Source organism: Chryseobacterium sp. NG-CE01 (genome assembly GCF_055695505.1).
Window position 1 is genome coordinate 3,596,390 of the sequence record NZ_CM146369.1, and the last position, 20,331, is coordinate 3,616,720.

A 20,331-nucleotide genomic window follows, 5' to 3' on the forward strand; every position below is an offset into this window, starting at 1 on the left:
GGTTATAAGAGACCGATTAATATCGCAGCAGCAGATGTTACTGTAGCAAAAGGTATAATGGTAGAAATTCGCTTGTCGAAATCCTTGCTTTTCTTGGAAGGAACAATCACGTAATCCCCGGGATGCAGTATGATATTCTGGTTGGGAACATCTTTCATTTTGGTAAGATCGATATTTGTTACCCTTACATTTTCGCCTTCCTGCCTTAATATCTTCACTGACTGCAGATTGGCGTACATTTCAAATCCGCCTGCTTTTGAGACGAGCTCCAGCAAAGTATTCTGGTCTTTATCAACCTGAATTACGGCCGGATTGCGGACTTCTCCCATAACGGCAATCTCTTTGTTGAGCACTTTTACATCAACTATAGGATTTACCAGCCATTTTTTAAGCTTGTTTTTTATTTCTTCCTTAAGTTCCGGAATAGATTTTCCGATGACCAGAGTCGTCCCGAGCCTGGGAATTTCAATATTTCCGTTGGTATCTACCAGCAGCCATTTTCCGTACACTTCATTAGAATTATAAATTCCGTAAACCGATCCTACACTGAGATCGTCCTGACCCCAAACGGATAAAGTAATTTTATCGTCTTTCCGGATTCTGTACTGGTAAGAAGGATCAAAGCTGAAATCCTGCATATTCTGTGAAGCTTTATCTTCTTCCAGCACATTGTAGGTTTTACAGGAAAGGGCCGACAAAAGAACAAGCATATATAATATTATCCTTTTCAACATGGCCTTAAAATAAAAATGAGAAGAATTTCCTGATCGTTTTAAATTTATTCTGAGCCATTTCCTTTCTGATACTAATGATCTTTTCTATAGCCTCAATCATTTTTTCGCAGACATCGTTTCCTTTCATAAGATAATCGAAAGTGCCGTATTTAAGCGTATCTACTGCAGTATCAATGCTTTGTTGAGCAGAAACCATGATCACATAAATATTAGGATCATACCGCTTGATTTTCTTTAGAACTTCAAAACCGTTGAGGTCTTCCATATTGTGATCCAGGAAGATAATATCAGGCTTGTGGTGAAGCGCATTAAGGCATTCTGTTCCGCTGCTAAAGATGGTTATATCGCTGTAATGATTGTTTTTTAAATGCCGCTCATACATGCTTGAGCAAAATTGATCATCATCTACGATAAAGAGTTTCAAATTGTGGGTGTTTTCCATTTTTTTATTAATTTACGAAAACAGTCTCCACAATTATACCTTTAGTTTAAATAACTGAAATACAATAATTTAATAATTTAATTATTTCCAAAATATGGAATACGATCCTGATTCTGGATAGTTTATAATTGATCTTCCTTCATCTGGCTGATGGCCGTCATCAGTATATTTTTTATTTTTTCAAATAAAGAGAACAGCCTTGTAATATCCATACTCTGCTCCTTAGCCGAAATTTCCAGCTCTTTGAGGTCACCTGATATAGAGGTGATGCCCACCGCTTCCACACTGGGCCTGATTTTATGAACGAGCCTTGCAATTTCTGCAAAGTTTTTTTCGTTAAATGCAAGTTCGATGAGAGGAATCATTTCCTGGGTCTGCGTGATAAATAATGTAATTATTTTCCGGATAAACGCTTCATCGCCCTGTCCCAGTTTTCTGATGCCGGTCAGGTCATAAGGAGTTTGCTTTACCGGTACTGCATCAGAAGGATTTCTTTGCTGCTTTATATGCTTATCAATGATCTTTATCAGGCTTTCTTCGGCAAAAGGTTTGGTTATATAATCATCCATTCCGATACTGATGCATTTATCTATTTCACTTTTAAAAGCATTGGCAGTGAGGGCGATGATCGGAGTTTTAATACCCATTTCCTCCCGTAATATTTTGGTAGCTTCAATGCCATCCATCTGAGGCATCTGAATATCCATTAATACAATATCAAACTGTTCTTTTTTGAGAAGTTCTACGGCGATTTTCCCATTATCTGCCTTCGTCACGATACAGTTATAGTGTTTCAGCGAATTTTCGGCAACCAGCTGATTAAGTTCATTATCTTCGACCAGTAATACCCGGATGCCATCGAGCACAATATGCTGATTTTCTGCTAAAACTTCCTGGTGCGCTTCCTGATACCCTTTATTGAGAACCAGCTGAATGGTAATGCACGTTCCGATATTTTTTTCACTTTTTACGTCAATTTCACCTTTCATAAGATGAATAAGTTCCCTGGTGATCGACATTCCCAAGCCGGTACCTCCATATTTCCTGGAAATGGAACTGTCTTCCTGATTAAATTTTTTAAATATACTTCGGACGTATTCCTCGCTCATACCGATCCCTGTATCTGTAATGCTGATCGAGAATGTCTGCTGGTGGGGAAGATCCTGTAAAACCTTACAGTCTACCGCAACTTTTCCATTGTTGGTAAATTTGAGAGAATTACCAAGAATATTATACAATATCTGCTCTATTTTTGAAGGATCTCCTTTAAAAGTGGGAAAAAGCTTATCAGAAAAAGACGTGGTAAGCATCAGTCCTTTTTCCTGTGCTTTGGGCTTGAGTATGGTAATTACGTTTTCAACACTTTCTTTTAATGAAAAGTTTTTATTTTCCAGCAACATTTCACCGGATTCGATCTTCGAAATATCCAGAATATTGTTGATAATCGATAATAAATGTTGTGAGGCATTGTAGCTGTAATCTAAAAATTCCTGTTGCGAGCCGCTTACTCCTACTCTTTTCAGCTCGCGCAGAAATCCTATAATGGCATTCAGCGGAGTTCTGATTTCATGACTCATATTAGCCAGGAAAACTTCTTTGGCTTTGGAGGCTTCCAGAGCTTTGGCTCTCTGCAGTTTCAGCTCTTCTTCCAGCTTTTTCTGATCTGTAATGTCCAGGTGGATGCCTATTGATCCGAGAAGGTTTCCCTGATCATCATAATTCGGAGCACCGCTTATTGCCCACCATCTTATTTCTCCGCGCTTGTTTTTTACCGGAAGCTGATAGACGCTTGAAACTCCTTTTTTTCTCAATTCGATCTGCTCCCGAAGAAACTGCATATTGTTTTCGCCATACAAAAACAGCTGGGCCGGGTTTTTACCGATCAACTCATTAGGTTCAAAGCCTGACACTTCACAAAAGCTCTGATTGGCGTATCGGATCATTTGATTATTATCAACTTCCAGAAGCCCCAGATTCATATTGGCAATGATGTTACGGTATTTTTCCTCCTGCCTTTTGAGATGGTCTTCCGCTCTCTTTCTTTCAGAAATATCATTGTATTTCCAGAGATGTCCCTGATATTGGTCATTGATAAAAATAGGAATATAATCTCTCTCCAGAAATGTTCCGTCCTGCATTTCCAGAAGTTCATTGGTTACAATTTTCTTTTCTGTAAGGATTGTGTTGATTCTCTGTACAAAATGGTCCTGATCTTTAAACAGTTCTTTGGATTCTTCTGCGGAATTCGTGCAGTCCATCCCGATCATCATATCGGCAGAGACGGGTATATTAAACATTCTGCAAAAAAGATCATTGGTAAAAACAATCTGCCGTTTTTCATCTTCCATTAAGATTCCGGACTGTAAATTGGCCAATAATTTTTTAAGCATTTCCACAGTTCGTGACAGGTTTCTTTCAAGAACAAGGCGTTCCCTTACGTTTACAAGAACCTGAGTGAATATGGTGAGGAGATTCTTTTCAGTATCCGAGAGATTGTGATAATCTTTTACAAAATCAAAACCTACAAAGCCCAGGCATTCATTCTGCATCATGGCCGGAATTACAAACAGACTCTTAATATCCTGTGCCTGTAAAATTTCTTTAATGTCGCTCTCGGGCAGTTTCTGAACATTAGGATAATAAATATCTCCTCCTTTTTTATTGATTTCAACCCAGTCTCCCATCATTTCAAGAGGAATATCCTGGAGATTTTCTATCTGCGGACTGATGCCTTCACTGCAGTATTCATAGATATTTGAACAGGTTTTTTTTGTAAAATCATATCTGAAAATATACGCCCGGTCTGCATTTACAAATTCGGACATTTCCCTGAGGGATTTATTAACGCTTTGGGACACCTCTTCTATGGGGATATTGATGTACTCGGAAGAAATATCCATAAGAAGATTCTGAAACCCGAGCTGGTTGTTAAGCTGTTCCTGTAAAAATATTCTCTTTTTCAGCTGTTCGGATATATAGGATGAAAGCTCGGTGAGATCTTCAGAATCCTGGTTTTCAACGGAAGGATCAAGAATTTTTATAACCTCGTAAAGATTAGAGATCGATTTTTGCTTAAGAATATTTTCATTCTTAAGGTTTTCATTGATTTCGTTATATTCTTGTTCGTTTTGCTTAAAAACATGATTCATGAGGTCTTTATCTCTCTCAAAAGACTTGTAGGATTCGTTTACTGCATGAATAAAGTTTTTGAATTGCGGGTTGTTTTTGCAGTCTTCGGTCAGATATTTATCAATCTGTCTTTTTAAAAGCTTGTGAAATTTAATTTCCATTTTGTGTAGTTTCGTTGATGGTCGTAATAGTGATGGTCTGGTTATGCAAAACACAATGATCAAAAGGCTGCAGGGGTGATATTTCGCCGTATGAATAAAATCCTGTGATTACAGTATCCGGCCCCATAACATCCCTTACCACATCTACCTCTTCTGCGATACGGTCGCCCAAAACCAGTTTTCTTCCCACACAGCTGATAATAATTGCCATTGCAGGGTTTTCGTGACACATATTAACACACTGGGCTGCAGCATCGTGGGCCGCGTCAACCAGCCGGTCTATATTGGCCTTCATGAATCTTACTTTGCTGCCTTCCGGAATGTCTCCTGCAAATACCATTGTCTCATCATTTTCATTAACTGATAAAATAGTTCTCACTACAGGATAAGGATGATTTTCTGAAGTAATTGACAGTGGAAAAAGAAGTGCTGAACCCGGTAATTCTTCAACATATTTTCCCAGGTATTTTTTATACAGCTCAAGTGCATTTCTTCCATCAATTTCGTAAAGCACATTTTGACGGGACTTTGTAACTGTTTTTTCGAGTCCGAAGCTTTCCCAGCCTCCATAGGAAGAATGAGACAGCACCAGATTATTACCGTAAAATCCTATGGCTACGATCTTATTAGGTTCAGCTACAGCATTAAGGCCTACCACCGTTTTTTCAAAATGATCGCCGTCACCCGCAAGACCTCCGGTGATCAAAACCTTTGCCGGCCGTCCCGAATTAAGCCCTTCAGCAAGCTGGCTTCCGTTGACCCGGCTTCCGTCCGACAACACGAATATCCATCTGAGATCCTCTTTTGGAAGTCGGCTGATCAGCATTTTACCGGCTTCATAACTGTCCGGAAAATCTGTAATATCAATCTGAGAGGTTTTTAGAAACGCTTCGTCAAAGCTGATGGCCGTAACGGCTACGGCGTCATCATACACCTCATTGCTGAAGATTTCTCCGGAAGATGATGCCAAAACAATCTCCGCTTTTGGGAATTTTTCTTTTAATACACTGAAAAAAGTTTCATCTTCAAGTATCGCTCTTGCGCCATATGCCAAAACCAGTCCGGCATTTTGGTAATCAAGTTTCTCATCATTTCTTTCAAGCTTCCATTCTTTGTTTTTATAAAGTAATTTTGCAGCTTTCATAAGAGGTTATGTGTTTTTATTTTCTATTTGCTGGAGTAAATTATAGATCGTAGATTTCCCTATATCCAGCATTTTTGCTGTTTTAATCACATCATTGTTATTCTTTTTCAGGAAGTGTATGATAATATCGGTTGTATATTCTTTAAGCGTTTTCTGACCGTTAAGAAAATTTTCCGATTTTTTTTCGAGATTATAAAAAGTAATATCTTCTGCCATAATCTCTGCCTGATCAGACATCACACATGCCAGATCAATGACTGATTTGAGCTCCCGCACATTTCCGGGAAAGCCATAAGAAAGAAGCTTTTTTTTAGCTTCGTTGGATAAGACTAACGGTTTGCTTTTATTTTCTTTGGCAAACAGTTCTATAAAATGTCTTGCCAGAATCAAAGTATCCTGTTCCCTATCACGAAGTGGCGGAAGTTCTATGGGAAGACCAATAATCCTGTAGTACAAGTCTTCCCGGAAAGTTCCCACTTTTACTTCCTGAGCAAGATCTTTATGGGTTGCAGTAATTACCCGCACATCAAGCTTTATTTTCTGGCTACCTCCCACTCTGGTAATTTCTCTTTCCTGGAGGGCCCGAAGCAGCTTACTCTGAATATTGAGATCAAGTTCTGCAATTTCATCCAGGAAGATCGTTCCGCCATTAGCCTGTTCAAATTTCCCTATTGCTCTTTCCGCAGCTCCTGTAAACGAGCCTTTTTCATGACCGAAGAATTCACTTTCTACAAGCTCTTTCGGGATGGCAGCCATGTTAACCGCTATAAAAGGTTTGTTTTTTCTGGCAGAATTATAATGAATCGCTTTAGCCACAACCTCTTTTCCTGTACCTGTTTCGCCGGTTATCGAAACATTGATATTTGATTGTAAAGCCTTATTGATTTTCGAAAATGTCTTTTTTATGGATTCGCTTTGGCCAATGATTGTTTTTTCAAAAGCATATTTGGTTCCGAGTTCATCCTTCAGGTCTTCCACTTCCTGTTTCAAAGAAATGGTTTCTTTAAGCCGGATAATCGAGTTCCAGAGCAGCTCTTTTGTATGTTCGTTTTTTACGATGTAATCTTTTGCACCAAGCTTTAAGAAATTCACGGCTACCTCGATGTTTTCCTGGCCGCTGATGACGATAATGGGAAGATCCGGATATAAATTCTTGATTTGGGTAAATAACTCATCGCCCTGCAAATCGGGCAGTCCGAAATCAATACAGATGATATCCGGAGCCTGGTAAAGTGCAGAAAGACACTCTTTTCCGGTATTGCAGATATGAACGTCATAATCAGGATTCAGCTGCAGATAATATTTGAGCATTTCCGCGAAGAAAGGATCATCATCAACTAGAAAAATTTTCATTATTGTGGCTGGTTTGTTTAGTTTTATTTTATTACTAATTTAAAAACTTTTCGTTAGATTAAGAATTATTTTCTATTTAAATAAAAAAATTAAAAATAATAAATAATTATTGATGGTATTTTATGAAATAAATTTTAATATAAACCCGATTTTATAAATCTGATATAAATTAAAATTATTAATAATCCCGACAGTGCAGGATAATTTTTAACTCCGGTTATTTTAGATTGCAGTTATTTAAAATGTAATAATAATGAGTTTATTCAATTCTAAAATAAAAATTCTGGTTTTCACAGCTTTACACGCAGGAATACTTTTAGCTTCGGCACAATCAACAATTCAGAAAAAAACTGAAACGGCAAAAACCCAATCAGGTAAAATTATCCCTACCCATCTGAACTGGTCAGAAAGAATGCTGCTTTCGGAAATGCACCGCTTCCCGGAATCATGGATGCTCGATTTCAGCAAAAGCCCGAAGTGGACCTATCCTTCAGCCATTGTACTGGACGGTGCCGAACAGCTCTATGCAAAAACCGGCAAGAAAGAATATTACGACTACATCAGCAGCTTCGGAGATAAGCTGGTTTCAGAAGACGGGACAATACTTACTTACGAACTGGAAAAATACAATATTGATCTTCTGAACAGCGGAAACGTATTGCTTTATCTTTATGAAAAAGAAAAAAAAGAAAAGTACCTGAAAGCGCTCCGCACCTTAAGACTACAAATTGACGGGCAGCCAAGAACCAAAGAAGGTTCTTTCTGGCACAAAAAAATATATCCGTACCAGGTCTGGCTGGATGGTCTTTACATGGGAATGCCTTTCTACACGCATTACACAAAAGATTTCTCAAAAGAGACAGATGCCGCAAAAGCTTATGATGATATTGTTTTCCAGTTCGATTCGGTGCAGAAAAATCTTTTAGACAAGAAAACAGGATTGCTGTATCACGGCTGGGATGAAAGCAGACAGGAAGCCTGGGCCAATAAAGAAACAGGATTATCTTCCAATTTCTGGGGCAGAGGAATGGGCTGGTACGGAATGGCAATGGTTGACGTTCTGGATTATTTACCGCAAAACCATCCCGGAAGAGCCCGGTTGATTTCTTACATCAAATCATTTGCTGACGCTATTATCAAAGTTCAGGATAAAGAAAACGGATTGTGGTACCAGGTTCTCGATAAAGCAGGTGAAAAAGGAAATTACACCGAAGCTTCGGCATCTGCGATGTTTGTGTACATGATGGTCAAATCTGTGAACAAAGGCTATCTTCCTCAATCGTATAAAGTATATGCTAAAAAAGGATACGATGGAATTATTAAAAATTTAATTACCGTAGACGAAAATGGCGTGGTAAATCTCAACAAGTGCTGTGCGGTTGCCGGTTTAGGAGGAAAGCCCTACAGAGACGGCTCGTATGAGTATTATGTCAATGAAAAAATCCGTTCTAACGATGCTAAAGCAACGGGACCTTTCATTCTGGCAAGTATAGAATTTGAAAGAAAATAAATGTATTTAGCTATCTCAATGACAATGAAAAAATTAGGATTCATATTAAGCCTTTTATTGATAAATTTAATTTTTGCACAGGAAAAAATCACCTTATGGCCAAAAGGCCAGATGCCGAACTCAAAAGGTTTATCATTAAAAACCGAAGAAAAGGACGGAAGAATCATTCAGATCAAAGAACCCGAACTATTTGCCTTTTTACCTCCAAAAGAAGAACGAAAACCAATGGCGGTCATTGTTATTCCCGGCGGTGGTTATTACAAACTTACGTATGATCTTGGCGGTTACCAGATCGCCAAGTGGTTTAATACCTTAGGAATTTCAGCATTTGTTCTGAATTATCGATTGCCGATTTCCCCGGATGTAAAGCAGCGGGAAATTGCTCCGTTGCAGGATATTCAGGCTGCTGTAAAATATCTCAGAAAAAACGCCGGACAATATGGTATTTCTCCCGACCAGATTGGCGTAATCGGAACTTCAGCCGGCGGACATCTCGCAGCATCAGTCAGTAATATCACAACTGATTACACAGAACTGAAAGCCGACTGGACATCCATTTCAACAATTCCCAATTTTGCGATTCTGGTTTCCCCGGTTATTGATTTGGGCGAATTTGCACACCTCGGAAGCCGCAATAGTTTATTAGGTGAAAATGCATCCCAGGAAAAAATCACCGAATATTCCATGCAAAACAGGGTAACGGACAAAACACCGCCAACACTATTGATTCATGCACAAAATGATAAAACCGTTCCTGTAATGAACAGTATTCTCTATTATCAGGCAATGACGAAAAATAAAGTAAAAGGCGCACTGTTTATATTTCCCGAAGGCGAACATAAAATAGGAATTACCAATACATCTGGACTCACAGATAATTGGAAAAAGCTCTGTTCCGACTGGCTCAAGACTCTTTTCGCTACGCAATAACTTTTGTAACCGACAGTGCAGGATAATCAATTCTTATATTTATTTTAGATTGCAATACATAGAAACCATTCTAAAATTTTCACCTTGATTCTTATGAAAAAATATATTCCACTTCTGCTTTTTTTAGTCTTTTCAGTTACTGTTTCCGCACAGTACAGACCATGGAGTTCTTCAAAACAACCTTTAAAAGAGATTAAAGATTTAAAAAAACAGATTAAAAAACCAACATTCCGAAATGCCGATTACCTGATTACCGATTTCGGCGCTGTAGGAGACGGAAAAACAAAAAATACGGAAGCTTTCAAAAAAGCCATTGAAAAGTGTAATGCTGAAGGAGGCGGAAGAGTTGTTGTTCCCAACGGAGTCTTCTTAACGGGAGCAATTTATCTTAAATCTAACGTCAATCTTCATTTAACAGACGGTTCTACGATTTTGTTCAGCCGTGATAGCAACGACTACCCCATCGTTTTCACGCGTTGGGAAGGAATGGAATGCATGAATTATTCATCCTTAATTTACGCTTACGAAGAAGAAAATATCGCCGTTACCGGAAAAGGAACTTTGGATGGAAATGCAGACAATGACAACTGGTGGTTCTGGTGCGGTGCAACAAAATATGGTTACAATGAGTCCCGCCCGGGAAGACAAAATCCTGCCCGCGCAAAGCTCCACGAATATATGGCGCAGAGAAAACCTGCCAGAGAAAGAATTTTCGGGGACGGTTATTATTTAAGACCTAATTTCGTTCAGCCTTATAAATCTAAAAACTTTTACATGGCAGATGTGCTGGTTAAAAACTCACCAATGTGGAATCTGAATCCTGTTCTATGTGAAAATGTACTCATTGAAAGAGTAAAAGTCATCAGTCACGGACCCAACAATGATGGTTTCGATCCTGAAGCCTGCAAAAATGTCTGGATTAAAGATTCCTATTTCGATACCGGAGACGACTGTATCGCCATCAAATCCGGAAGAGATGAAGACGGAAGAGATATCGGAAGACCTGCCGAAAACCACATTATTGAAAACTGTGAAATGAAAGACGGTCATGGCGGAGTCGTTATCGGAAGCGAAATTGCCGGCGGTGCAAAAAACATTTATGCCATCGGAAATGTGATGGACAGTAAAAATCTTGATCGTGCGCTGAGGATCAAAACCAGTTCAAGCCGTGGCGGAATTATCGAAAACGTATTTTTCTACAACACAAAAGTTGGCGCTTATAAAGAAGCTGCGGTACGTTTCAATATGCATTATGAAAAGCCCGGAAATCATATTCCGACCATCAGAAATATCTGGGTTGAAAATTTAACTGTCGATAAAGGTGGGAAATATGCCGTATTTTCTGATGCATACGAATCCTCTCCGGTTACTGATTTTACCATGATTAATGCTAAAATGGTCGGTGTACAGGTTCCGTACAAAGTGGATTATATGAAAAACGTGATCTTAAAAAATGTAACCGTAAACGGAAAGCCTTTAACCGAGTTAAAACCATAAAATGCGCAGAAAGACCATCGTCGCCGGACTGATTCTTTTATCATTATCAAACGCTTTCGCCCAATCAAAACATTGGCAGAACAGCAATCGTGAGCTGCATTACAAAGAAGACAACGGTGATTTTTTACTGGTTAACGGAAAATACCGTTTTAATCGTGCTTTGTACGGAGACAATCGTGCATCAAGAGTTGAAGCGGGAGATTTGCCGGAATTTGCACTGTACCTTCCCGGAATGGGCGGAAATCTTCAATTCGTTATTCAAAAAGGAAATTCAATCAAAAAATTAATTCAGGCTGAGAATATCGAAACCCGTTATCGGCCTGGTTCAATGCTGTACGAAATTAAAGATCCGATTCTTGGAAACGGAAGCATAAAACTGACTGTCTTGGCGCAGGCTAAAGAAGAAGGTTTAGTGGTGAAGATGGAAACTGTAAATGTTGATTCATCCACAAAAATCTATGCGGTTTACGGCGGAGCAAGCGGCACGACGTTCAGCAGAAACGGTGATATTGGTGCAGATCCGGAATCCGGATTTTACCTGTTACCGGAATATTGCCTGAACAATCAATTTCAGATTAATAAAAATCAGTTTCAGCTATCATATTTAAATAAGAAAAGAGAAGCCCAGACTATCAGCGGAAGTTTTTCAAATGTAAATTCCTTACAGCAAACGGACGCGACAACATTAGAAAAACTGGCCGAGTTTACTCAAAATAAAATAGATAAATCTCCGATTGTTTACGCCTCTTATTCTTCGCAAAAGCAGCCGGTTTTCATTCAGATTGTCAAAGGAAAATCTGACAAGAATTTTTCCGATGAAGAGTTGAAGAACATCTTTAATGAAGCGGAACAATCCCGTTTAACATTAACGAATCGAATTCAGTTAAAAACTCCGGATGCAGATTTGAATAATTTCGGAGCGAATTTAGCTGTTGCTGCTGACGGAATATGGGAAAGTCCGACCTTCCTTCACGGTGCCGTTGCATGGAGAATGCGGTTGAATGCGTGGCGTGGTGCCTATGCAGCCGATGCGTTGAGTTGGCACGACAGAGCGAAAGAACATTTTGAAAGTTACGCCAATTCTCAGGTTTTGAAGCCCGATTTTGCCCCTGTTGTAATGGATACCGCTCGTCATTTAGCAAGGCATGAAGAAAAAATGGGTACTTCGGTTTTTTCAAGCGGATATATTTCCAGAAATCCGAATGACAACACAAAACCGCATCATTATGATATGAATCTGGTGTTTTTTGACCAGCTTTTTTCGCATTTTAATTACACGGGAGACAAAGACTTCCTGAAAAAAATGTGGCCGATGATGGTTCGCCATATGGATTGGGAAAAGCGGAATTTCAAGCGTGGTGATTTGTATGATGCCTACGCTGCGATTTGGGCAAGCGATGCACTGCAATATTCGGGTGGAAAAGTCACTCACACTTCGGCATATAATTATAGGGCCAACCGTGAAATGGCCAAACTTGCAAAATTGATCGGTGAAAACCCGCAGCCTTACGAACAGGAAGCAGATGCAATTTTAAAGGCAATGAAAAATGAACTTTGGATTAAAAACAAAGGCTATTTTGCTGAATATAAGGATGCTTTGGGCAATCAAATTGTTCACGACAAACCGGGAGTGTGGTCGATTTATCACGTTTCTGATGCATTTATTCTGAATGAATTTGAAGATTATCAGAACTTACAATACATTAATAATTACACTCCGAAGATTCCGGTGACGGTAAAAGGGGAAAAAAATAAAAATTATTACACACTTTCAACAACCAACTGGCAGCCGTATGACTGGTCGATCAACAATGTAGCTTTGGCGGAAAATTTACAGACCGCTTTAGCATATTGGCAGGCAGGAAGAAATGATGAAGCCTATCAGCTTTGGAAGGGAAATTTGTCAGAAAGTATGTATTACGGAATCAGTCCGGGCAATTTTGAGCAGCTTTCCCATTATGATGCGTTTCGCGGAGAACTGTACCGTGATTTTGCCGACCCGATTGGCGTTGCTTCAAGAACATTGACAGAAGGACTTTTCGGGGTTTATCCGAATTTGTTGGAAAATAAAATCAGCATCAAACCGGGCTTTCCGAAAGACTGGAATTCTGCTGAGCTCAAACTTCCGGATTGGAAATATAAGTTTAGAAGAAATTCAAAAAAAACAGAGTATCTGTTTAAATCAAATTATCAGAATTCTGTTTCGCTGGAAATGCAGATTTCTGTGAATAGGTCCAACATCAGATGGGTGAAAGTAAATGGTAAAAATGTTGATTGGAAAATTAAACCGAACTCTATTTCACAGCCAATTATTCAGTTTAAAACGCCGAAAGGAAAAGATTTTAAAATAGAAATTAAGTATTCCGGAGAAGAATTGAAAAACGAGCAAACGGATTATATCAGCTATATTTCTGAAAACCTTCAGTTGAATTTCGATTCAAAAAAGAAAATTAAGCAAATCTACGACCCGCAAGAACTCATTAAAAATTCCCCTCCTTCGGAGGGGTGGATTCGATCGAAGCGAGAAGACGGGGTGGTCAGCTCAACATTCAGTCTCATTCAGGAAGAAAGAAAAGGAACTTTTTTCGTTCAGGTGGAGCAAAATGGAATAACATGGTGGCAGCCCGTGAATGTAGATATCCGTTTTCCTCTGGAAACAAAATGGATCAATCAGAATCTTCAGATTCAATCCAAATCAGACGATCCAATTAATGGAAAACTTAGTGTTAATGGTTTAACTCAAACTTTCAGCATTCTAAAAAATCAAAATAAAACCGTTGAAATTCCTGCGAAATATTTAAGCAAAGGAACCAATTCAATCGAGCTTGAATATAATGGAATTAAGCAAAATATTGAAATCACCGATTGGGAAATTGAAAGTCGCGGTGAATTCAACAACATTTCATTGGCATCAGAATACAATGAAAAAGTTACGGAGATTTTCAATCAGAAATATCTTTCTCCAAGATTAAAGGTTCCTACTTTACAGCTTCCGTGGCAGGGAATCGGAAACTGGTGCTACCCGTTGATTACGGCTCAGATCGATGACAGCGGTCTAATGAATAACCGAAAAAACAGCAAAGTTAATTTCTTAGGAATTCCTTTTTTGATTGATAAAACCGACAAAAACATTGCATTTGCAAGTCAGTGGGACAATTATCCTGATTCAATAGAAATTCCTTTGAATGGAAAAGGAAAGAAAATCTATTTCCTGATGGCCGGCTCTACCAATCCGATGCAGTCGCAGATTGTGAATGGAACAATTACCGTTCAATATACCGATGGCTCAACTGCAGAATTAGAATTGAAAAATCCGACCAATTGGTGGCCGATTGAGCAGGATCTGTTTGATGACAATTTTGCGTTTGAAATTCCGGATGATAAAATTCCGTACCGGGTAAAACTGAAAACGGGAGAATTGTACAAAGGCGGAACATTGAGTAAATACTCGAGCATCAAAGGATTTACGGACCGCCAGGTTGATGGTGGGGCTGCTACGATTCTGGATTTGCCTATTAACCCGGATAAAGAATTAAAATCAATAAAATTAACAGCTGTGAGCAATGATGTGGTGATTGGAATGATGAGCGCTACTGTTTTGAAATAAATATGAAATATTTAACCACAAAAGATTCAAAAGAAATGCTTGAAAATAAGAAATTCAAAAGTTTGCAAAATATATTGTTATGAGTTTTCGTTTTGCCAACTTTTAAATATCTAAATAAGAAGAGAAAATCTTTTGTCTCTTTTGCGTTAAAAAATAATTAAAATTGAAATCGAAGATTCACGAATTCAATAATTAAAATAAAATAATATGAGTAAAAAAATTGTAATATATCTGAGTCTTTTCTGCATTGGATTTTCTTCAATGAATGCTCAGAAAATCGACCGTAAGAAAGTTGTTCAGCGACATAATGTGGTTAACGTCACAGCCGATACACTGTCGACTTTAACGGTTGGAAACGGAAAATTTGCCTATACGGTTGATGTTACCGGAATGCAGTCGTTCCCGGAATATTATAAAAACGGAGTTTCTTTGGGAACGCAGTCGGAATGGGGCTGGAACAGTTTTCCGAATACAGAAAACTATAAATTTGAAGAAACCTTAAAACCGTACGACTTCAATAATGACGGAAGAAATGCTTTATATAGCGTTCAAATCAAAGAGCCGGAGCGCAATAAAAAAGCGGTGGAATATTTCCGTGTCAATCAGCACCGCTTGCAATTGGGAAATATCGGTCTTGAACTGATTAAAAAAGACGGCAAAAAAGCACAGATTTCAGATTTACAGAATATCAATCAGAAAATTGATTTCTGGACAGGAATTATTACCAGTGAATTTTCCCTGGAAGGAATTCCTGTAAAAGTATGGACGGCTGCTTTTCAAAATTCAGATAAAATCGGGGTTAAAATTGAATCGGATCTCATTAAGCAAAAGAGGCTGAAAATTTTTGCACGTTATCCTTATCCGAGCGGACAGTTTCTGGATGAAGCGGCTTTTTACGGAAATGAAAATCAGCATTCTACAAAACTGATGTCATCAGATTCAAATCAGGGATTGATTGAGCATAAACTGCAGACTGCCGATTATTTTACACAATTGTATTTCACCGACGGAAAATTAAGTGAGGCAGGAAAACATTATTTCTTATATGAACCTTCTCCAGGCAACAAAAGCGCCGAATTGACTGTAGAATTTTCACCTAAAAATCAGAAAAGTACTAAGACGTTATTTGCCGATGCTGAAAAAGAAAGTACTACGAGCTGGAAAAACTTCTGGGAAAGCGGTGCAGCCGTTGATTTTGAAGGAAGTACGGACAAAAGAGCCAATGAACTGGAACGCAGGATCGTTCTTTCTGAATATTTAACAAAAGTTCAGTGTGGAGGAAGCAATCCTCCCCAGGAAACGGGACTTACATTCAACAGCTGGTACGGAAAGCCACACACGGAAATGCACTGGTGGCACGGTGTTCACTACGCTTTATGGGGCAGACCGGAAATCCTGGAAAAACAAATGGATTACTATTTCAGGTCATTTGAAAAAGCTAAAAAATTAGCCGAAAGACAAGGTTATAAAGGCGTTCGCTGGATCAAGATGTCGGATAATGAAGGCAATGAAAGTCCGTCTTCTGTTGCAGCATTTCTGATTTGGGAACAGCCGCATTTAATTTATATGACCGAACTTTTATACCGCAACAATAAAGACCGAAAAGTTCTCGAAAAATACAAAGACCTGGTTTTTGCAACTGCAGAATTTATGGCTGATTTTGCAACGTATGACAAAGAAAAGAGCCGTTATAATCTGGGAAAAGGGGTGATTCCGGCGCAGGAAGTTTTTCCGGCAAAAGATACTTTCAACCCGACTTATGAAGTGGCATATTGGGATTGGGCATTGAAAGTTGCTCAGCAGTGGAAAGAAAGACTGGGCGAACCGAGAGATAAAAAATGGGACGACGTTATTACGAAATTAGCTCCGCTTCCTGTTCAGGACGGTGTTTATTTATCAACCGAATCGGCAAAAGATTCTTTCACTTTTCCGAAATGGATGACGGATCATCCATCTGTTTTAGGCGCACTCGGAATGGTTCCGGAGTCTCCGAAACTGGATAAAAAAATCATGAAAAATACGCTGGACATTGTTTGGGAAAGATGGAACTGGAGCCATACATGGGGCTGGGATTTCCCGATGACAGCGATGACGGCTGCAAGGCTCGGACTTCCGAAGAAAGCACTGGATGCTTTATTTATGGATATTCAGACCAATACTTATTTAAAAAACGGCCATAATTTCCAGGACGGGCGTTTAAGGATTTACCTTCCCGGAAACGGCGGAACTTTAACAGCCGTTGCCATGATGCTGGAAGGCTGGGACAGTTCGACAGGACAATTTCCCGGTTTCCCGAAAGATGGCACATGGAAAATAAAAGCAGAAGGTTTTAAAAAGATGCCTTAAAAAGTTTCACATTCATATAGTTGAAGTCTGTCCAGATAGTAGGCAGGCTTTTTTGTTCAGGGTTTGTGGTTTAAAGTTTACAATAAAATCGGAGTTATCATCGTTTTACATTACAGAATCGGTAATTTGAATAATTTAAACTCATATAAATAAAAAAATGTAAACTATTTGAAATTATCGACTTACAGTTCAATATTTAATTAAACATGACGATTATCAGTTATTTTAAATTTTTGTAACTTGTCTTCTTTAACAGATTATTTTTTTTTAATCATTTTTTGTTAAGATAAATCATTTCTCATATCCTACACTATGGCTGAAACTTTTGAAATACAGATCAACGAAAACTCCAGAGTTCCCAAATACAAACAGATCGTAGATTCTATTCTTAACGGAATTGATGCAGGAGAAATTAAAATCGGTGAAAAAATCCCGTCTATCAACGAACTGAGCGAATCGTGTTTTCTCTCAAGGGATACCGTTGAAAAAGCCTATAAAGAGCTTAGAAAAAGGCAGATTATCGAATCGGTTAAAGGCAAAGGCTATTATATTTCACGTATTAATAAGAACGACTCGATCAACATTTTCTTTCTGATCAATAAACCAAGTACTTACAAAATGATGATTTATGATTATTTTGTGAATGCAATCGGTTCCAAAGGCAATGTAGAGATGTACATTTATCATTGTGACGAAACACTTTTCATTAATGCTTTAAAAAAGAATCTGGGAGGATTTGATTATTATGTGATCATGCCTCATTTTCGGGACGGGCAATCAAAGCATACGAGCTCTACAAGTGAAGTGATTGAAATCATCGAAAAGATACCCAAGAATAAATTGCTGATGCTGGATAATACAAAGCCTAATATTTCAGGAGAATATGGCTCTATTTTTCAGGATTTTGAGCATGATATTTACAATGCGCTGAAAGAAGGACTAGATAAAATCAAGAACTATGGAAAAATAATTCTCGTTTATCCTGACAAAGATATTCATCCCTACCCTTTCCGGATCGTAAGAGGATTTGAGAATTTCTGCCGGGATTTTAAACTGGATTATGAGATTCTTGATGAAATTTATCCTGACATGGAACTGCAGGACCGGGATATTTTCATTACCATCCGGGAACGTGATCTTGTGAATCTGGTGAAACAGATCCGTCAGAAAAACCTGAAACTGGGTGAAGACATCGGAATTATTTCCTACAATGAAACTCCTTTAAAGGAATTGCTGGGAATCACCGTAATTACAACAGATTTCAAGGCAATGGGAGAATCTGCAGCGTATATGATCTTAAAAAATAAAAAGGAATCGGTGAATAATGTGTTTAAATTTATCCAGAGAGATTCTCTTTAAATTGTTATTTGATTTAAATTGTGCAATCGATTACATAACCTTTAATATTTAATTTTAAAATATTTATTTCATTATGATTAAAAAAATTATTCTTGCCGTGAGCTTCATCATGGCAGTCAGCATCTCCGCACAAAAAACAAATGATAAAGATGCGGTGGAGGCTGCCGCCGAAAAGCTTCGATTGGCTATGATTAGCGGAGAAAAGTCGTCACTCGAGTCACTAATATTACCGGAACTGACTTATGGACATTCTGGTGGTCACATCGATGATTCCAAAGAGTTTGTCGAAAAACTGGCGAGTAAAAAATCTGATTTTTTAACCATTGATATTACCAATCAGACCGTGCAGATTGTTGGCAATACAGCGATTGTCCGCCATCATTTTTATGCAACGACAGCAGATGCAGGAAAAGCTCCGGGGGATGTTACTTTGGATATTTTACTGGTCTGGGCTAAAGTGAAAAACGACTGGAAATTGCTGGCAAGACAGGCGGTGAAAGCGGAGAAGAAGAAATAGTTCTTTTATTATAATTTAAAATTCGCAGGGAGTTCTTTGCGAATTCTTTGTTTTGAAAATTTTTGTTATTTATTGACGCAGAGATTTATTTTTTATTCTGAATATGTAAAGGAGCAAAGAATGAAATCAATAATTGATTTTTATGAAGCGGTCGTTCGAGCTTTACGAAGCAAATTTATTTGTCTTTACTTATCAAAATCAACAGTTTGAATAATTAAATTTTCGTTTAAAATTTGTTTTAAGTTTCGGCTAAAGCCGATTGAGATACACTAATAAAAAACGGGCTAAAGCCCGTTTCTATTGATATTTATTGTGTGTTATTTATATATAAAATTAAATTGACGCCCTCTCTTCTATCTTCCAGTCAAACTTATTTCACCCTAAAATCCTGCAGCTGCTCCGGTTTTTCGCAGCAAAGCTGTTCCATTACCTGCCTGAACTGCATCTTGAGCATTTCAATAATATGATCACCGCCTTTATCCCCTAAAGCTCCCACAGCATACATAAACGTTCTTCCCATAAAGGTAAATTCTGCACCGCAGCTCAATGCACGGGCTACATCCGGACCGGTTCTCACGCCGCTGTCCATCATGATTTTAATCTGATCTTTATATTTTTCACTGATCTCTTTTACCACGGCAATGGTAGATTCTCCGGCATCCAGCTGTCTTCCGCCATGATTGGAAATAATCATTCCGTCAAAACCTAAACGTACCGCTTCTTCGGCATCTTCATCGGAAGCGACTCCCTTGATGACCAGTTTTCCTTTCCACTGATCGCGGATCGCCTTGATTCTGTCTGAATTTAATCTTCCTGAAAAGGTGGAATTCATGAATTGTCCCAACTGTTTTACATTCATGTTTTTATCCATGTATTTTTCCATGGTTTTAAAGCCTGGAACGCCATGTTTCAGCATTTCCAGACACCACTGAGGTTTTGCCAGCGCCTGGGAAACATTTCTGAAATTTAGCTGCGGCGGCATTGCCAGTCCGTTTCTTATTTCTTTTGCTCTGTACCCGAACGTCGGAACGTCTGCCAAAACTACCAGAACATCATATCCCGAATCATCACAACGGTTGAGAATATCGTCGCGCAGCCATTCTTCTCTTGGGTGATAAAGCTGATACCATGCTTTTCCTTCCGTTAATTCTGCAATTCTTTCAATGCTGCTGGTAGTAACCGTGCTTAAAATAAACGGAATATTATGTTTAAAAGCTGCTTTTGCCAGAATCTCCGGGGCATTCGGCCACATTAATCCCTGCAAACCTACCGGAGAAATCCCAAAAGGTGCGGAATAATTCACCCCGAATAATTCGGTTTCCATATTGGCTTCTGCAAAATTGTTATTCAGATACCGAGGGCGAAGCAGCACTTCTCTTAATTCGCTGGTATTTCTGTCGCGGTTTATATTTTCATTACAGCCGCCGTCCAGGTATTCAAAAGCAAAACGGGGCATTCTTTTCTTTGCTCTCTCAATTAAAAGCTCAAGCGATGCATATCTCGTGTCAAATGGAAATGTCATAACGGGTTGTTGATTTTTGGTTAATGGTTGTTGGTTTTGAGATTTGCCATCAGCTGACAATAATCAACCAACAACTAAAT

13 protein-coding genes are annotated in these 20,331 nt (G+C 38.6%); 7 read left to right on the forward strand and 6 right to left on the reverse strand.

Annotated features, from left to right (window positions below; translation table 11 throughout):
- Nucleotides 1-2: 2 nt before the first annotated feature.
- The 5 genes from ACYT6F_RS16590 to ACYT6F_RS16610 all read right to left on the reverse strand — a co-directional run bounded on the left by ACYT6F_RS16590 (nucleotide 3) and on the right by ACYT6F_RS16610 (nucleotide 6,963).
- Nucleotides 3-710 carry a polysaccharide biosynthesis/export family protein gene (locus tag ACYT6F_RS16590; RefSeq protein ID WP_472598737.1) on the reverse strand — a complete coding sequence of 236 codons (708 nt, stop codon included), beginning with the start codon at nucleotides 708-710 and terminating at the stop codon, nucleotides 3-5.
- Nucleotides 711-738: 28 nt separating this feature from the next.
- Nucleotides 739-1,176 carry a response regulator gene (locus ACYT6F_RS16595; RefSeq protein ID WP_472598738.1) on the reverse strand — a complete coding sequence of 146 codons (438 nt, stop codon included), beginning with the start codon at nucleotides 1,174-1,176 and terminating at the stop codon, nucleotides 739-741.
- Between the two features lie 122 nt (nucleotides 1,177-1,298).
- The gene (locus ACYT6F_RS16600; protein WP_472598739.1) at nucleotides 1,299-4,466 is read right to left on the reverse strand and encodes a response regulator; all 3,168 of its coding nucleotides are present in this window, start codon (nucleotides 4,464-4,466) and stop codon (nucleotides 1,299-1,301) included.
- Nucleotides 4,456-5,610 (reverse strand): FIST signal transduction protein, encoded by a 1,155-nt coding sequence (locus tag ACYT6F_RS16605; protein WP_472598740.1) that lies wholly within the window; start codon nucleotides 5,608-5,610, stop codon nucleotides 4,456-4,458. Before ACYT6F_RS16605 ends, ACYT6F_RS16600 begins: the two co-directional genes overlap by 11 nt.
- Nucleotides 5,611-5,616: 6 nt before the next feature.
- A complete protein-coding gene (locus tag ACYT6F_RS16610) occupies nucleotides 5,617-6,963 on the reverse strand; it encodes a sigma-54-dependent transcriptional regulator (protein WP_472598741.1) in 1,347 nt (448 codons plus the stop codon).
- Between the two features lie 253 nt (nucleotides 6,964-7,216).
- Between ACYT6F_RS16610 and ACYT6F_RS16615 the strand changes: the two genes are divergently transcribed.
- From ACYT6F_RS16615 to ACYT6F_RS16645, 7 genes are all read left to right on the forward strand, one after another.
- Nucleotides 7,217-8,473 (forward strand): glycoside hydrolase family 88/105 protein, encoded by a 1,257-nt coding sequence (locus ACYT6F_RS16615; RefSeq protein ID WP_472598742.1) that lies wholly within the window; start codon nucleotides 7,217-7,219, stop codon nucleotides 8,471-8,473.
- A gap of 24 nt (nucleotides 8,474-8,497) precedes the next feature.
- The gene (locus ACYT6F_RS16620; RefSeq protein ID WP_472598743.1) at nucleotides 8,498-9,403 is read left to right on the forward strand and encodes an alpha/beta hydrolase; all 906 of its coding nucleotides are present in this window, start codon (nucleotides 8,498-8,500) and stop codon (nucleotides 9,401-9,403) included.
- Nucleotides 9,404-9,496: 93 nt separating this feature from the next.
- Nucleotides 9,497-10,900: a glycoside hydrolase family 28 protein gene (locus ACYT6F_RS16625; protein WP_472598744.1), complete on the forward strand. Its 1,404-nt coding sequence runs from the start codon at nucleotides 9,497-9,499 to the stop codon at nucleotides 10,898-10,900.
- Nucleotide 10,901: 1 nt separating this feature from the next.
- Nucleotides 10,902-14,507, forward strand: coding sequence for a DUF4450 domain-containing protein (locus tag ACYT6F_RS16630; RefSeq protein ID WP_472598745.1), 3,606 nt, complete (start codon nucleotides 10,902-10,904; stop codon nucleotides 14,505-14,507).
- A 207-nt stretch (nucleotides 14,508-14,714) separates the two neighbouring features.
- The gene (locus tag ACYT6F_RS16635; RefSeq protein WP_472598746.1) at nucleotides 14,715-16,853 is read left to right on the forward strand and encodes a hypothetical protein; all 2,139 of its coding nucleotides are present in this window, start codon (nucleotides 14,715-14,717) and stop codon (nucleotides 16,851-16,853) included.
- 312 nt (nucleotides 16,854-17,165) lie between these two features.
- Nucleotides 17,166-18,212, forward strand: coding sequence for a GntR family transcriptional regulator (locus ACYT6F_RS16640; protein WP_472598747.1), 1,047 nt, complete (start codon nucleotides 17,166-17,168; stop codon nucleotides 18,210-18,212).
- Between the two features lie 73 nt (nucleotides 18,213-18,285).
- Nucleotides 18,286-18,729, forward strand: a complete 444-nt coding sequence (locus ACYT6F_RS16645) for a nuclear transport factor 2 family protein (RefSeq protein ID WP_472598748.1) — start codon at nucleotides 18,286-18,288, stop codon at nucleotides 18,727-18,729.
- Nucleotides 18,730-19,099: 370 nt separating this feature from the next.
- Here ACYT6F_RS16645 and ACYT6F_RS16650 read toward each other — a convergent pair whose 3' ends face one another.
- Entirely contained in the window at nucleotides 19,100-20,251 is a 1,152-nt protein-coding gene (locus ACYT6F_RS16650) for an alpha-hydroxy acid oxidase (protein WP_472598749.1), read from the reverse strand.
- Nucleotides 20,252-20,331 lie beyond the last annotated feature (80 nt).

Coding starts and splice junctions, on each gene's coding strand:
- ACYT6F_RS16590 (WP_472598737.1), bottom strand. CDS start 710: ATGCTTGTTCTTTTGTCGGCCCTTTCCTGTAAAACCTACAATGTGCTG.
- ACYT6F_RS16595 (WP_472598738.1), bottom strand. CDS start 1,176: ATGGAAAACACCCACAATTTGAAACTCTTTATCGTAGATGATGATCAA.
- ACYT6F_RS16600 (WP_472598739.1), bottom strand. CDS start 4,466: ATGGAAATTAAATTTCACAAGCTTTTAAAAAGACAGATTGATAAATAT.
- ACYT6F_RS16605 (WP_472598740.1), bottom strand. CDS start 5,610: ATGAAAGCTGCAAAATTACTTTATAAAAACAAAGAATGGAAGCTTGAA.
- ACYT6F_RS16610 (WP_472598741.1), bottom strand. CDS start 6,963: ATGAAAATTTTTCTAGTTGATGATGATCCTTTCTTCGCGGAAATGCTC.
- ACYT6F_RS16615 (WP_472598742.1), top strand. CDS start 7,217: ATGAGTTTATTCAATTCTAAAATAAAAATTCTGGTTTTCACAGCTTTA.
- ACYT6F_RS16620 (WP_472598743.1), top strand. CDS start 8,498: ATGAAAAAATTAGGATTCATATTAAGCCTTTTATTGATAAATTTAATT.
- ACYT6F_RS16625 (WP_472598744.1), top strand. CDS start 9,497: ATGAAAAAATATATTCCACTTCTGCTTTTTTTAGTCTTTTCAGTTACT.
- ACYT6F_RS16630 (WP_472598745.1), top strand. CDS start 10,902: ATGCGCAGAAAGACCATCGTCGCCGGACTGATTCTTTTATCATTATCA.
- ACYT6F_RS16635 (WP_472598746.1), top strand. CDS start 14,715: ATGAGTAAAAAAATTGTAATATATCTGAGTCTTTTCTGCATTGGATTT.
- ACYT6F_RS16640 (WP_472598747.1), top strand. CDS start 17,166: ATGGCTGAAACTTTTGAAATACAGATCAACGAAAACTCCAGAGTTCCC.
- ACYT6F_RS16645 (WP_472598748.1), top strand. CDS start 18,286: ATGATTAAAAAAATTATTCTTGCCGTGAGCTTCATCATGGCAGTCAGC.
- ACYT6F_RS16650 (WP_472598749.1), bottom strand. CDS start 20,251: ATGACATTTCCATTTGACACGAGATATGCATCGCTTGAGCTTTTAATT.